Origin of the sequence: Streptomyces sp. CG4 (assembly GCF_041080655.1) — a bacterium.
Classification (GTDB): Bacteria; Actinomycetota; Actinomycetes; order Streptomycetales; family Streptomycetaceae; genus Streptomyces.
This window is the reverse complement of sequence record NZ_CP163525.1, coordinates 4,863,606-4,877,736: the sequence shown is the minus strand read 5'-3', so window position 1 is coordinate 4,877,736 and position 14,131 is coordinate 4,863,606. Positions and strand designations below refer to the sequence as shown.

General features: G+C 69.3%; 13 protein-coding genes. 11 read left to right on the top strand and 2 right to left on the bottom strand.

Going from position 1 to position 14,131, the window contains the following annotated elements:
- Positions 1–13: 13 nt before the first annotated feature.
- From AB5L52_RS22020 to AB5L52_RS21970, 11 genes are all read left to right on the top strand, one after another.
- Complete coding sequence (locus AB5L52_RS22020) at positions 14–2,704, top strand: lantibiotic dehydratase (RefSeq protein WP_351575752.1); 2,691 nt, start codon at positions 14–16, stop codon at positions 2,702–2,704.
- Between the two features lies 1 nt (position 2,705).
- Positions 2,706–3,779: a lantibiotic dehydratase C-terminal domain-containing protein gene (locus tag AB5L52_RS22015; protein ID WP_351766087.1), complete on the top strand. Its 1,074-nt coding sequence runs from the start codon at positions 2,706–2,708 to the stop codon at positions 3,777–3,779.
- The gene (locus tag AB5L52_RS22010; protein WP_351575758.1) at positions 3,776–4,873 is read left to right on the top strand and encodes a peptidase M50; all 1,098 of its coding nucleotides are present in this window, start codon (positions 3,776–3,778) and stop codon (positions 4,871–4,873) included. The genes AB5L52_RS22015 and AB5L52_RS22010 overlap by 4 nt, the downstream gene beginning before the upstream one ends.
- Before the next feature lie 26 nt (positions 4,874–4,899).
- Positions 4,900–5,805, top strand: a complete 906-nt coding sequence (locus tag AB5L52_RS22005) for an ABC transporter ATP-binding protein (RefSeq protein ID WP_351575761.1) — start codon at positions 4,900–4,902, stop codon at positions 5,803–5,805.
- 11 nt (positions 5,806–5,816) lie between these two features.
- The gene (locus AB5L52_RS22000; RefSeq protein ID WP_351575803.1) at positions 5,817–6,569 is read left to right on the top strand and encodes an ABC transporter permease; all 753 of its coding nucleotides are present in this window, start codon (positions 5,817–5,819) and stop codon (positions 6,567–6,569) included.
- Positions 6,566–8,488 (top strand): TOMM precursor leader peptide-binding protein, encoded by a 1,923-nt coding sequence (locus AB5L52_RS21995; protein WP_351575764.1) that lies wholly within the window; start codon positions 6,566–6,568, stop codon positions 8,486–8,488. The genes AB5L52_RS22000 and AB5L52_RS21995 overlap by 4 nt, the downstream gene beginning before the upstream one ends.
- Positions 8,489–8,574: 86 nt before the next feature.
- On the top strand, positions 8,575–9,525 hold the full coding sequence (locus tag AB5L52_RS21990; RefSeq protein ID WP_351575767.1) for an ABC transporter ATP-binding protein: 951 nt from the start codon (positions 8,575–8,577) through the stop codon (positions 9,523–9,525).
- The gene (locus tag AB5L52_RS21985) at positions 9,522–10,250 is read left to right on the top strand and encodes an ABC transporter permease (protein WP_351575770.1); all 729 of its coding nucleotides are present in this window, start codon (positions 9,522–9,524) and stop codon (positions 10,248–10,250) included. Before AB5L52_RS21990 ends, AB5L52_RS21985 begins: the two co-directional genes overlap by 4 nt.
- A gap of 23 nt (positions 10,251–10,273) precedes the next feature.
- Positions 10,274–10,936 (top strand): hypothetical protein, encoded by a 663-nt coding sequence (locus AB5L52_RS21980; protein WP_351575773.1) that lies wholly within the window; start codon positions 10,274–10,276, stop codon positions 10,934–10,936.
- Complete coding sequence (locus tag AB5L52_RS21975; protein ID WP_351575775.1) at positions 10,933–11,250, top strand: transcriptional regulator; 318 nt, start codon at positions 10,933–10,935, stop codon at positions 11,248–11,250. Before AB5L52_RS21980 ends, AB5L52_RS21975 begins: the two co-directional genes overlap by 4 nt.
- Positions 11,251–11,345: 95 nt before the next feature.
- Entirely contained in the window at positions 11,346–11,777 is a 432-nt protein-coding gene (locus AB5L52_RS21970) for an enediyne antibiotic chromoprotein (protein ID WP_351575778.1), read from the top strand.
- Positions 11,778–11,830: 53 nt separating this feature from the next.
- Here AB5L52_RS21970 and AB5L52_RS21965 read toward each other — a convergent pair whose 3' ends face one another.
- Together AB5L52_RS21965 and AB5L52_RS21960 are read right to left on the bottom strand one after the other, a co-directional pair.
- Positions 11,831–11,989, bottom strand: coding sequence for a thiazolylpeptide-type bacteriocin (locus tag AB5L52_RS21965; RefSeq protein WP_351575781.1), 159 nt, complete (start codon positions 11,987–11,989; stop codon positions 11,831–11,833).
- Positions 11,990–12,932: 943 nt separating this feature from the next.
- Positions 12,933–13,991, bottom strand: a complete 1,059-nt coding sequence (locus AB5L52_RS21960) for an LLM class flavin-dependent oxidoreductase (protein ID WP_351575787.1) — start codon at positions 13,989–13,991, stop codon at positions 12,933–12,935.
- Positions 13,992–14,131 lie beyond the last annotated feature (140 nt).

The following is a 14,131-nucleotide window of genomic DNA, read 5'->3' as shown; positions in this document are numbered from 1 at the left end:
AGAGGAACGCACCGTGACGGAAACCCGCCGCCCCGGCGACACCTTCATCCTGCGCATCGCCGGAGCCCCCATCGAGACGATGCGTGGCCTGCGCTCCCCGCGGAGCGCCGCGTGGGCTGCCGCCGTGCTGGAGCGCGAGGAGGAGCTCCTCGCGCTCGGCGCGCACGTCAGTGACCTGCTCCACGACGTGGTCAAGCAGACCGAGGACACCGGTGCTCGGCGCGCGCTGGTCGAGCTGCGGCGGCAGGTGTTCAACAACCGCCTGCCGCGCGACGCGGATGCGGTCCGCGGCCTCGCCGCCGCGCTCGAGCCCGCACCTGCCCGGCTCGTCACCGAGTGGCTTGCCACTCGGCTCGCCCTCGAGGACCTGCACACCGAGGGCGAGGAGACCGTACGCACCGAGCTCGGCGCCGCGCGGGCACATCTCGCCGGGCTCGCCGGGGACGCCGGGCTGCGCAAGGCGCTGCTGCTCGCGTCGCCGTCGCTGGACACGTACCTCCACAAGTACGTCCGCAAGCACGGTGGAAAGCTCGGCAAGAGCGAGCGTCGGATCGAGCGCTCCCTGGTGGAGTACCTCTCCCGGATGGCCTGCAAGACCAGCCCGTTCAGCACGTTCACCGGACTCGCCCTCGGCCGGTTCACCGACGGCGACAGCGGTCCCCGGCGCACGGCGCCGGTTGACGGGTGGAGCAGCCACCCGCGGCTCAACATCGTGGTGCTGGGCCGGATCGCCGACCTGATCACCGAGAACGACACGCTCCGCCTCGACCTGCCGGTGCGGCTCACCGCGGGGTGGCGGCTGGACGACCTGGACCGCATCCGGTACGTCCGGCGCACTGTCACCACGGGAGACGACGACGCCACGGTCAGCTTCGACACCGTCCGCGACAGTCTGTTCTTCCTGCGGAAGACGGGCACACTGGACCGCGTCTTCACGATCACCGAGGCCCACCCGGACATCCGCTACGGCGACCTGCTGGACCGGCTGAGCGAGGAGACAGGCATTCCGGCCCTCGAGTACGACCGCTACGTCGCGGTCCTGCTGCGCCTCGGCCTGCTCCAGGTCCCGTCCCTGCACCTGGACCTGCACAGCCACGACCCGCTGCGGGCGTTCCGCGACCAGCTGGACGGGCTGGAGTACCCCTGGGCGCGCAGCCTCGCGGCGCAGCTCAACCGCCCGGCCGAGGCCTTGGACGCCTACCGGGTGGCCGACGTGGCGGGCAGACGGCAGCTCCTCGCGGCCGTTCGCCAGGATCTCCTCCGGATCCTGTCCGACCTCGGCGCTTCCGACGCCACGTTGCCCGTGACGCTGGTCTACGAGGACTGCTCGGCCGGCCGGGAGCCCGTGCTGTGGAACCGCGAGGAGTGGCAGCACACCTTCGGGGACGCGCTCGAGGCGCTGAGCCGGGTGTTCCCGGCGTTCGACTCCCTGGTCTGCCACCGGCTCACCCTCAAGGGGTTCTTCGTGTCGCGGTTCGGCCGGGGCGGCCGGTGCGACGACGTGCTCAGCCTCGTCCACGACTTCCACGAGGACATCTACCACCAGTACTCCCGCTGGTCCGGGCGGTACGAACCGTTCGAGGAGGACGGCACGTACGTGCCGCAGAGCAACTGGATGCGGCTCCCGGAGATCACCTCCGTCGACAAGGGGCGGCAGCTGTTCGCCCGGCGGATACACGAGCTCGCGGGCGGCAGCGAGGCGGACGAGGTGCGCATCGGCGAGGAGATCGTCGATGAGGTGGCCGCCGAACTCGCCTGCATCACACCGGACTTCAGGCCCCGCAGCTGGTTCCTCCAGCTGGGCCGTGACGCCGGGGGACCGCTGGCCGTCCTGAACCGGTCCTACAGCGGGCTCTCTTTCCCCTTCTCGCGCTTCACCCACTGCTTCGACGCGCCCGGCACCGAGGAGTTCACGGCAGGGCTGCGCGCCTCGATGTCCGAGTCGTGTCCCCCGGACGCGGTGTTCGCGGAGATCACGGGTGGCATCGCGACGACCAACCTGAACCTGCACGGCCGTCTGACGCCGTACGTCATCGTGTGCCCGGGCGAGTCCACCAGCGCCCCCGAGGAATGCCGGATCCCGCTCGCGGACCTGTACGTGGTGCACTGCAACGAGCAGGACCGGGTCATGCTGCGGTCGCGACGGCTGGACAAGGAGGTCATCCCGGTCTACCTCGGCTACCTGTTCCCCCTCGCCCTGCCCGAGATCCCCCGCATCCTTACTCTGTTCTCGCCGACGCCGATGATGACGCTCGACATCTGGGGCGGAGTGCCCGAGCAGATCACCGAGGGAGGAGTGGCCGTACGGCCACGCGTGCGCTACCGCAACGTCGTGGTCGCGCGCCGCCGATGGACGGTCGCCGCGGAGGCGCTGCCGAAGCGCGAACCCGAGGCGACCGACGCGGGCTGGTTCCTCCAGTGGCGGCGCTGGCAGCGCACGCACGACCTGCCCGACCAGGTCTTCGCCACCGTCGATCACCGGACCGCGCATCAGGACGAGACGGACCCCGGCGCATGGCGCGGCCAGTCCAAGCCGCACTACGTGGACTTCACCAGTCACCTGTCCCTGACCGCGCTCGAGTCCCTGCTCAAGCGGAACGGCGAACGCGTCGTGTTCCGCGAAATGCTGCCGGCCGAGGACGACCTGGACATGACCTCGAGCGTCGGCCGCCATGTCACCGAATACGTCGTGGAAGTGAACTGAGATGGACAACAGCACCTTTCTCACCAACAAGCCCGTCTCAGACCCAGGCGGCTGGCAGGCGCTGCACGTCTTCTACGCCGCGAGCCCGCGCCCCGTCATCACCCAGTGCGTCGAACCCCTGATCCGTGAGCTCACCGAACGGGATTTGCTGGACGGTCACTTCTTCATCAACTACTGGTTCGGCGGCCCCCACGTCCGCATCCGCCTCAAGCCCCGCTCCGCGGACGTCTGCGACGAGATCAGGGAACGCGCCGAGCACCACATCACCCACTTCCTGCGTACCCGGCCCGCGTTGTACGAGGTCCAGGAGACCGATTACCTGTCCCAGTTCTACGACGTGCTGTACGAGCTCGAGTACAGCGACGACGAGGACCAGAAATCCCTGGCCCTGGAGGACCGTGAGCGCTTCCGGGCCAACAACACCTTCAGCTACGAGCCGTACGAGCCGGAGTACGGCAAGTACGGCGGTGGGCCCGGAGTGGCCCTGGCCGAATGGCACTTCCAGCGCTCCAGCGACCTCGTCATGGACCTCACCCGCCGGATGAACCTGCACGTCCGCACCGTCCTGCTGGGCGTCTCCGCCCAGCTGATGATGGTGATGTCGACGGTCTTCCGGCAGGACGCGACCGCGACGGCGGAGTACCTGCGGCGCTACCACGAGTTCTGGCAGGACGCCTTCACCGGCACCAAGTTCATCAGCGAGGACGGTTACGAGCGCAGCTACACCTCCATGGCCGACGGCCTGAGGCGCCGGTTCACGGAGATCCGGCGCGCTTTCGACGAGGGCACCGCCGAGGCCCTGCCCGGGTTCGTCGGCGCCTGGGCCGCCCACTGCGCCGAACTGCGCGAGAGGGTGACCAGGTTGGCCGTGCGCGGCGACCTGACATTCCACGCCTGGGACGGGGACGGCGAGGCGCCCGTTACCGACCCCGACGAGGCCCTGGAGCGGCTCCTCACCCCGTATATGCACATGACCAACAACCGGCTCTATGTCACGATCCCGGACGAGATCTACCTCTCCTACATCCTCGCCCGGGCGCTCGATGAGCCGGCGGCCGGGCCGGTTGCCCTGTGAGCACGGCGGGCAGCCTGCTGGAGTGGGCCCCGGCGCTGCGCCGGGGCGTGCGCCTGGGCCCCCGGCTGCTGCGGGGGGCCTCGTATCTGCACCTGATCCACGACCCGGACAGCGGGCGCACGTACGAGATCGGCGTACGCGAGCACTTCGTCTTCTCCCGGCTCGACGGGCGGCGCACCCTCGCCGAGGTGGGCGAGGAGTACGCCGCTCACTTCGGTCGCGTGCTCGGCGAGCCGGGCTGGAAGCAGCTGATCCGGCTGCTCACGGAGCGCGGCCTGCTCGAGGGACTGCCCGCCCGGGTGGCGGCCCCTGCCGCGGCGGCGGCCGTACCGTCGTCGCCGTGGCGGGGGCGGCGGGCGTTCGGCGATCCGTCGCGTCTGCTGGAGGTGCTGCACCGCCGGCTGCGGCCGGTACTGCGGTGGTACGTCCTCGCCCTGCCGGCCGTGGCGGTGTGCGCGATGGAGCTCGCGCTGGCCGCCGACGGCGGCGCCCTGCTGCGGGACGTCCGGGACCTGGCCGGCCGGCCGTTGCCCGGCATCGCGGTGCTGGTCGGCATCTTCCTGTTCACCACGGCCAGTTCAGGTCTGCACGAGCTGGCGCACGGCCTGGCGTGCCGGCACTTCGGGGGTCGTTCGGATGCGATCGGGGTGGGCTGGCGGCTGCCGTTCGTCTACTTCTACTGCGCGGTGGAGGACTCGCGGTTCTTCGGTCCGCGGCGGCACCGGGTCATCACCGCACTGGCGGGGGTCTTCGTGAACCTGCTGGTGCTGCTGCCGCTCTTCGCGTGCCGGACCTGGGCACCCGTGGGGGACACGGTCCGCCAGGCCCTGTCCGCCACTCTGTTGCTGGCCAGTCTACGAGCCCTGGCGAACCTGCTGCCGTTCCCCAAGCTCGACGGCTACATCGCGCTGAGCCACGCACTCAACGTGATGGACCTCGCCGACGAAAGCATCCGCTTCGCCCGGCGCCGCGGAGCAGGCGGCTATCCCGGGTGGGCGAGGTTCGCCTACCTCGGATACCTACTGTCGCTGCTCGTCGTGTGGTCGGTCCTGATCCTCGGCGGCTGGCTCCTGGCCGCACGGGCCCTTTCCTGAAATCTCATCACTGCTTAGGGAGCGGAATGTCGCAACCTGTTGTCTCACTGCAAGACGTACGCAAACAGTACAAAGGGGTGGCAGCCGTCAACGGCGTCTCGTTCGAGATTGCCGACGGCGAGTTCTTCGGCATTCTCGGCCCCAACGGGGCTGGCAAGACCACCCTGATAGAGATCATGGAGGGGCTGCGCCGGGCCGACTCCGGGATGGTGCAGGTCCTCGGGCAGAGCCCGTGGCCGCGCAACCGGGACCTGCTGCCGCGGCTCGGCGTGCAGACGCAGGCGTCCGCGTTCTTCGAGAGCCTCACCGCGATCGAGCACATCACGACGGTCGCCCGGCTCTATGGGATGGCCCCGCAGCGGGCCCGGGAGGCGCTGGAACGGGTCGGGCTCGGCGAGAAGGCGGACACGCGCGTCAAGAAGCTCTCCGGCGGCCAGCGTCAGCGCCTGGCCATCGCCAGTGCGCTCACCCACGAACCGGAACTGATCTTCCTGGACGAGCCGACCGCCGCCCTGGACCCCCAGGCCCGGCGTGACCTGTGGCAGCTGCTGCGGGACATCCGCAGCCAGGGGCGCACCATCGTCTACACCACGCACCACCTCGACGAGGCTGAGGTGCTCTGCGACCGCGTGGCCATCATCAACCGCGGCGGGGTCGTCGCGCTCGACACCCCTAACAGCCTGCTGGAGTTGGTGGGCAGCAGCACCCGGCTGTTGGTCCCGCAGCACCGGATCTCGCTCGACGCGGCCCGCGGCATCGCCGGAGTGGACAGCGTGGACATCGAGGGCGGCGCGGTGGTCCTCACCACCACGATCCCCGGACAGGTCCTGGCCGCAGTCGAACAACTCGCCGGATTGCAGGGCGTCCAGACGCGCACAGCAACGCTGGAGGACGTCTACCTCCAGCTGACCGGAACGGAATTCCAGGTATGAGCAGTTACGGCTTGAGCGGGTACGGCGCACTGTCCGCCGCCACATACCGGGCGTTCGTCCGCGACAAGGTGACGCTCTTCTTCTCCTTCGTCTTCCCGCTGATCTTCCTGGTGGCCCTCGGCCTGGTCTTCAAGGGGCAGGCGCTGAAGAACGGCCACCACTACATCGACTACATCGGCCCCGGCATCGTCGCCTACGGCATCGGCAACGGCGCGCTGTTCGGCGTGGCCTACACGATGATGCACTGGCGCCGTGACGAGGTGATCCGGCTGATCCGGATGACACCGGTGTCCTCGGTGACGGTCCTGGGCGCGCGGTACGTGCTCACCGTGGGCGTGGGCCTGGTGCAGGCGGGACTGTTCGTGGCCGTCGCGAGCCTGCCCGTGTTCGGCCTCCACCTGGCGGGCACCTGGCCGCTGACGATCCCGGTGCTGCTGTGCGGGATCACGGCGTTCTTCGTCATCGGCCTGCTGATCGGCTCGTACGTGAGCTCGCCCGAGGCAGTAGGCGCGGTGTCCAACTGTGTGATGATGCCAATGGCGTTCGTGTCCGGCACGTTCTATCCGCTCGACGCCTTCCCGGGCTGGCTGAAGGCGATCTCCTCGGTACTGCCGCTGCGGTACATGGGCGAGGGCATCGCGGGCTCGCTCACCGGCGTGCGCGGCGTGGGCACGGTGGGGCTCGCCTGTGCCGCGCTCGTCGCGTTTGCCGCGGTGTTCGGTCTGTTCTCGGTCAGGTTCTTCAGGTGGAGCAGGGAAAAGTGAGTGCGCTGACAGCAGAACCGTTGTCGGCGGCCCGGCAGCTGCTAGCGAGCGAGCTCGCGCTGCGGTGCTCGGCAGTCGGCCAACTGCCGCTGGAGGTCGTGGCCCTGGGCGACTCGGACGTCACGGAGCCCGAGCCGGATGCCCGCGCAACGGCCCGCATCCATGTGACCGCCCGTGCCGTCCTCGTCGGGCCGTGGACCCGCGACGGCTCCGCCCCCGACGCGTGCGGGCACTGCCTGGCGATCCGGTGGCAGCGGCTGCGCGGTGAGTACGAGCGCATCGCCCTGGAGACCGGTGGCCTCCTGCGGCCCGCCGGCGACTGGCCGTTGCTGCTGCCCTGGCACGTGGACGCCGTCTGGGCGATGCACCAGCGTGTGCGCCTCGACCCGCCGCACCTGCCGCCCGGCCCCGGGACCGCCGGGCCGGGCCGCACCTGGGTGTCGCTGCTGGACCTGGCCACGCTGGCCACCCACGACGTGCCGATTGTGCGTGAGCCCCTGTGCCCCTCCTGCTCGCTCACGCAGGAAACGGAGTCCGCGCCCGAAATCCGGCTGACGTCGCGGGAGAAGGAGCACCCCGGGGCGTACCGGCTGCGGCCCGCCGAGTCGTACGACCTGCCCGAGCAGGCGCTGGCCAACAGCGTCTGCGGGGTGATCGGCGGCGCTCCGGCCATGGACATCGGCTGGACCACCACGGCACCGGTGGTGGGCACCGTGCAGATGCGCGGCTACAGCGGCCTGCTGGAGGTTTCGTGGACCGGGCAGGCCGACTGCTACGCGACCAGCCGCGGTCTGGCTCTGCTCGAGGGCCTCGAGCGGTACGCGGGCACGCACCGCCGCCGGGCCGGTGCGGTGGTCATGGACTCCTACCGCAACCTCGGCGAAGCAGCCCTGGACCCGCGGACGTGCGGCGTCTACCCCGAGGAGACCTACTGTGAACACCCGCTCCTGACCCCCTTCGACGAGACCCGCGCGATCCCCTGGACCTGGGGGTACTCGCTGCGCGACGACCGTCCCCTGCTCGTGCCGACGAGGCTGTGCTACTACAACGACCGTGCGGAATCGGACCGGTTCGTCTTCGAGAGCTCCAACGGCTGCGCCATCGGCAGCTGCCTGGAGGAGGCGATCCTGTTCGGCATGCTCGAACTCATCGAGCGGGACGCCTTCGTGCTGGGCTGGTACGGCGGCGCGGAGTTGCCCGAGATCGACATCAGCGGCTCGCGGAACGCCACGCTGCACGCCATGGTCCACCGTGCCGGGCTCGAGGGCTACGACATCCGCCTGTTCGACAACCGCATCGACCTCCCCGTCCCCGCGGTGACCGGCGTGGCCGTACGCCGCGACGGCGGCCTCGGCGCCCTCTGCTTCGCCTCCGGCGCGAGCCTGGACCCGGAGAAGGCCATCGAGGGCGCCCTGTCCGAGATCATCACCTATGTCCCCGCTGTGCCACGCAGGACCCGCAACCGCAGGGCCGAACTGGAGGCGATGGCCGGCGACTTCTCCCGGGTCCGTGTCCTGCGCGACCACTCTGCCCTCTACGGATTGCCGGAGATGGCCCGGCACGCCGAGCGCTATCTGCGCCCGCGCACCGCGCAGCCGGTGGAGTCGCTGTACGCGTCCTGGGAGGAGCAGCGGCCCCGCACTCGTGACCTGCTGGACGATCTGCGGTTCTGCCAGGGCGTGTTGGAGCGGGCGGGCTCCGACGTCATCGTCGTCGACCAGACGACGCCGGAGCAGGAGGCTGTCGGGCTGAGCACCGCGTGCGTGATCGTCCCGGGGCTGCTGCCGATCGACTTCGGCTGGGAGAAACAGCGCGCGCTGCACATGCCCCGGATGTTCTCCGCCTACCGGCAGGCGGGCTGGCGTACGGACGACCTCACCCCGGCTGACCTGCACCGCGTCCCCCATCCGTTCCCTTAATCGCTCGGCATCAGGGGCGTGTTGACGGGCGTTCAGCCCGCACACGCCCTTTTCAGCACAATGAAGTTTGTGATACAAACATCTTTATGAGTGCACTGCGCGAAGCGCCACCCTCGTCGGGGGCGATCCCCGCCCCCGACGAAGCGATCCACGTGACGGGACTGGCCAAGAGCCACGGCAAGGTCCGTGCGGTGGACGGTATGACGCTGACCGTCGCCCGCGGCGAGGTCGTCGCCCTGCTGGGGCCCAACGGTGCGGGCAAATCCACCACGATCGACATGCTGCTCGGACTGACCACGCCGGACGCCGGCGAGGTCCGGATCTTCGGAAGGCCCGTCCGTGAGGCCGTGACCACGGGCGACGTCGGCGCCATGCTCCAGTCGGGCGCGCTGCTCGAGGATGCGACCGTCGCCGAGACGGTCGGCGTGCTGGCGTCCATGTACGCCCGCCCGCTGCTCACCGCGACAGCCCTGGAACGCGCCGGGATCACCGACCTCGCGAACCGCCGGGGGCGCAAGCTCTCCGGCGGCCAGAAGCAGCGGGTGCACTTCGCCATGGCCCTGGTCGCCGACCCCGACCTGCTGGTGCTCGACGAGCCGACGGCCGCGATGGACGTCGAGAGCAGGCGCGCCTTCTGGGCGTCGATGCGCGAGTTCACCGCTTCGGGGCGGACCGTCCTGTTCGCGACCCACTACCTCGCCGAGGCCGAGGAGTTCGCCGACCGCGTGATCCTCATGCGCAGCGGCCGGATCGTCGCCGACGGCTCGGTGGCACAGATCCGCGCCGCGGTCTCGGGCCGGATGCTGCGCGCGGTGGTCCCGGGCGCGACCCGCGAGCGCCTCGCGGCACTGCCCGGCGTCACGTCGGCCGAACTGCGCGGCGACCGTGCCGAGTTGTCCTGCGCCGACTCCGACACGGCAATGCGGGCACTGCTCGCCGCCTTCCCGCAGGCCACCGACATCGAGATCACCGCGCACGGCCTCGAGGAGGCCTTTGTCGCACTGACCCAGGACGCCGGGGAGGACACCCCGTCATGAACGCGACGTACTTCGCCTTCGAGATCAAGCGGATCGTCCGCAACCCCCGGTTCACCTCCTTCGCCATCGCGATGCCCGTCGCCATGTACCTGCTGTTCGCCGGGATCTACGGCGCCGAGGAGGTCGCCCCCGGGGTCACCTCGGGAGAGCTGACCATGGTGAACATGGCGGCCTACGGCGCCATGTCCGCCTCCCTGTTCGCCGGCACCCGCATCGCCGCCGAGCGCGACGCGGGCTGGCAGCGCCAGCTGCGGCTCACGCCGCTCAGCGGCTCGGGCTATCTGGCGGTCAAGGCCGTCTCCAGCGTGCTGGTCGGACTTCCGGTCATCCTGCTCATCTGCGGCATCGCCGCCGCACAGGGCACCACGCTGAGCGCGCTCCAGTGGACCCACATCGTCCTCGGTCTCTGGCTCGCCTGCCTGCCCTTCGCCGCGCTGGGCATCCTCCTCGGCCTGTTCACCACGGGCAGCAGCGTGCAGGCGATCACCGGCGGGATCATGATGCCGCTCGGCATGCTCGGCGGCCTGTGGGTCCCCTTGCGGATCCTCCCCCACTGGATGGTCTACGTCGCCAAGGCGATGCCCACCTACTGGATGGGAGAGGTCGGCCGGAGCGCGGTCATGAAGAGCTCGGGGACCGGGATCGCGGCCTTCGTCCTCGTCGCCTGGCTGCTCGTCGTATCGTTCGCTGCCGTCCGGCGGTTCCAGGCCGGCACAGCCCGCTGACGAAGCAGACGAAGGAGGAGCCCGTGAACGCCGCACAGAAGGAAGAGGGGCCGCCCGGCCAGGACGAGTCCCCTATGACGGCCGCGCAGTCCCTGGCCGTGATCCAGGGGCAGGCCGAGAAGGTGCGCCAGGAACTCGGCATCAACTCGACCCAGTTGTTCGGCGCCTGGGGCATCGCGTGGACCGTGGGATGGGGCGCCTTCTACGCGGCGCAGGCCGGAGCGGAACCGGTGGTCCCGCTGTGGGTGGCCGGGCTGGTCCTCGCCGTCCTGCTCGTCGGCGCCATCGCAGTGTCGCTGGCCCACGGCATCCGCCGCAGCCAGGGCATCAGAGGACCGTCCCAGGCCATGGGCGCGATGTACGGCTTCACGTGGATGGCCGGCTTCGCCGCACTGGTGGCGGTGAACGTCGAGATCAGTAGCAGCCGCGGCCTCTCCCACGACTCCGTCGTTCTGCTCTGGTCGGGCACCTCGCTCACCCTGACCGGCCTCCTCTACATGGCCGGGGGCGTCATCTGGCGCGACCGGCTGCAGTACGGCCTGGGCCTGTGGATGCTCGCCTCGGCGGCGGGCAGCGTGTTCGCCGGGGTGCCCGGCAACTTCCTGGTGCTGTCCCTCGCGGGCGGTGGCGGCTTTCTGGCAGCCGCGCTCTGCCACACCCTGCGCGGCAGAGACGGCATCCGGTGAACTCCCCGCAGGATCAGGGACTTCCGCAACTCGACGCGGTCATCCACGCCCAGGCACGGCTGAAGGTCATGGTGGCCCTCGCCGGGCTGGCACCGGACGACCGCATCACCTTCCCGCGTCTCCAGAAGTTGCTGGACATGACCGCCGGAAACCTGTCCACCCACCTCCGCAAGCTCGAAGAAGCCGAGTACGTCGAGGTGACCAAGACCCATGAGCGGCGCACCCCTGTGACCCATATCGCGCTGACTCCCCAAGGGCGGCTCGCGTTCGACACCTATGTGACGAACCTGCGCACGCTGCTCGACGGCCCCTAGAGGCTCCGACAGACCGCAGCGCCGGGCAAGAAGGCGCTGCTTGCAAGAAAATCCGGTGCATTTAGCACGTTAGCGATGAACTGAAAGGACTCACCATGAAGGCGAACCTGACTCGCTCCTGGAAGACCGCCGCAATCGGCACTGCCGCCGCGGGCCTGCTGATAGCCGGCGCTTCCTCCGCATTCGCCGTGGGGCCCGCGGTCACCGTCACCCCGGGCAACGGCCTGTCGGACGGCGCCGTCGTGACCGCTTCGGCGGCTGGCTTCAGCGGCGGTGCCGCGGTCAAGGTCGAGGAGTGCGCGATGGTCGACCAGAAGGGCGTCTGCGACACCGCGACCGTCCAGCAGGCAACCACCGACGCCAAGGGCTCCGTGACCGCGAAGGTCACGGTGCACAAGTCGTTCTCCGGCCTCGGCACCGACGGCAAGCAGCGCACCGTCGACTGTTCCTCCGTCGACCACGGCTGCTACATCGGCGTCACCGGCCCGGCCAACTCGTACGGCTACGCCCAGATCGCCTTCAAGTAACACAAAAAACGTGCGGGGTGCGCCATGAGGCGCACCCCGCACGGATCGTAAGATCAGGCGCAGCAGCTGGTGGAGCTGGTGGTGCTGGAGCTGGTGCAGGAGCACGACGAGTCCATCATGACCTCGCCACTGTCGGCGTAGTCGGTGATCTCGAAGGTCTCGGACTCCAGCGCCTGCATCTCCTCGGCGAGCTGCGACAGGGTGCTGTCCATGGCTTTCTCCTTCTGCCTTGCGAACCGGCCGGCGGCCCGTTCTCTCCCCTTCTTTCTACCGACGGGCCGTGACAGTTGAGGTGGCAGTTCGCTGTCACTACGCTGGCGCCCCCGTCGCAACACCTGTGACACAACGCAGGGGCCCGGACGGCGACTTCACCGACGCTGACTCTGTCGGGGATCTTGGTGTCGTCTGCTCGCCTCGGTCGTGCCGAGCTCTTGTGTCTCCGGCACCATCCTCACCTCGCTTCCACTTGGATGCATGACAGGCGGCGGCTGCCCATGGAGCGGAGGGGACATCGGCAAGCTGAATGGCGTGCTCTAGGCAACAGTGCACGGCCCCTCAGGCCAGCTCCGGCGTCAGACTGTGGTGCGGGATCCACCCCCAAGGTGCTGCCGACGTCAACGGACAGCCGCCGACCCCATTTTCCGCCCGGGGCAAGGCGTCACGCAGGGATACACAAACTGTGGCGAAAGCCGGGATCGTCCAGCTCCATGGCCATCGCGTACTTGAAATCGATGCGACAGCGAACCGCCTCGGCCGCCTGCTCGGTCCGACAGACCGAGCAGGAACTGCAGCACACACACGGTGGTCAGCTGGGCGGGCGAGAGACCCGGGCGGCCGTCGCGCGGGTACCAGTCGGCGAAGTCCTGATCACGCCACAGCCCGTCGAGGTGGTCTCTCACCCACATCGCGGTCGTACCGCCCGGGTTACTCGCCCGCGCCATCTGCACGGTCAGAGAAGGAACCTGCCCACCAGAATGGGCGTGGAGCGACAACGGACACCTCGACAACTGCATCGGTCCTTGAACAGAGCCGAGCATGCCCGTTGATCATGCTGCCCCGCCGGGGATCCTCAAGATCCCCGACAGAGTCAGCGTCGGCGACTTCACCGTCCGGGCCCCTGCGTTGTGTCAGATGCTTCGTGTCAGATGTCTCGCATCAGAGCTGCGGCAGCACCTTGTCGACGAACAGCCGCATGCTGCGCTCCATCATCGGAAGGTCCTGGCCGCCGAAGTCGATCTGCCACAGGAAGTCCTCGATGCCCAGGCTCTCGCGGAACTCCTGGATGCGCTCGACGACCCGGGACGGCGAGCCGATGACGGCGGTGCCGAACCGGCGCAGGTCGAGGTGCTCGAGCTGCGGCGAGTGCTGCGCCATGGCGTCGTAGCCCTTGTACTGGTCCGAGGACGTCGTCTTCCACGCGCTGGCCGCCTCCGACCACACCGCCATGTACTCGCGGTAGACCGGCTCCGCCAGGCGGTACGCCTCCTCGTCGGTCTCGGCGACGAACAGCGGCGTGCTCATCGCGATCCGCGGCTTGGAGTCCGGGCCGTGCTTGGCCTTGAAGGTGTCCCGGTAGAGGTCGAGCAGCCAACGGCTCAGGCCCACATCGTGCTTGACGGGCGCGAGCGCCATCTGGAGGCCGAAGCCGTTCTCTGCGAGCCAGGTGAAGCTCTCCGGGGAACGGACCGCGGCGCCCCACACTGGCGGGTGCGGCCGCTGGACCACGGGCGGCAGAGAGGTGGCGTCCTTGAAGGAGAAGAACGGCGTGTCCTCGGTGACCTTCTCTTCCGTCCACAGCCGCACGACCGCCTTGATGGTCGCCTCGTAGCGGGCGCGGCTCTCCTCGATCGGGACGCCGAGCGCCTCGAACTCGTACGGCAGCCATGCGCGCCCGAACCCGGCCTCGACACGGCCGTTGCTGATGGCGTCAACCTGCGCGATGTGAGCCGCGAGCTGGATCGGGTGGTGGAACGCCGGCAGGAGGGCGCCCGTCATCAGCCTGATGCGCTCGGTCTGCGTGGCCACCGCGGCGAGGAACGTCAGCGGGCTGGGACAGTAGCCGCCGTAGTCGCCGAGGTAGTGCTCGGTCATCTTGACGTAGTCGATGCCCTCACGGTCCGCGAAGCGACTGATCTCCAGCACGTCCCGGTAGTACTCGGCCGCGGAGCGCTTGTCCTTGCGGCAGTCTGGCAGAAGAGAAATCCCATGTCCCATTGCGCGCCACTTTCTTCAGATCGGTGCGTTTGTCTCTTCCTACACACCCTTTGCGGCGCACCGGTGGACACCGGGCTGGCATCTCCCTGACACCTCGCTGACACCCCGGTAGCAGCGGTTGACCAGGCCGGGCGCGCGGG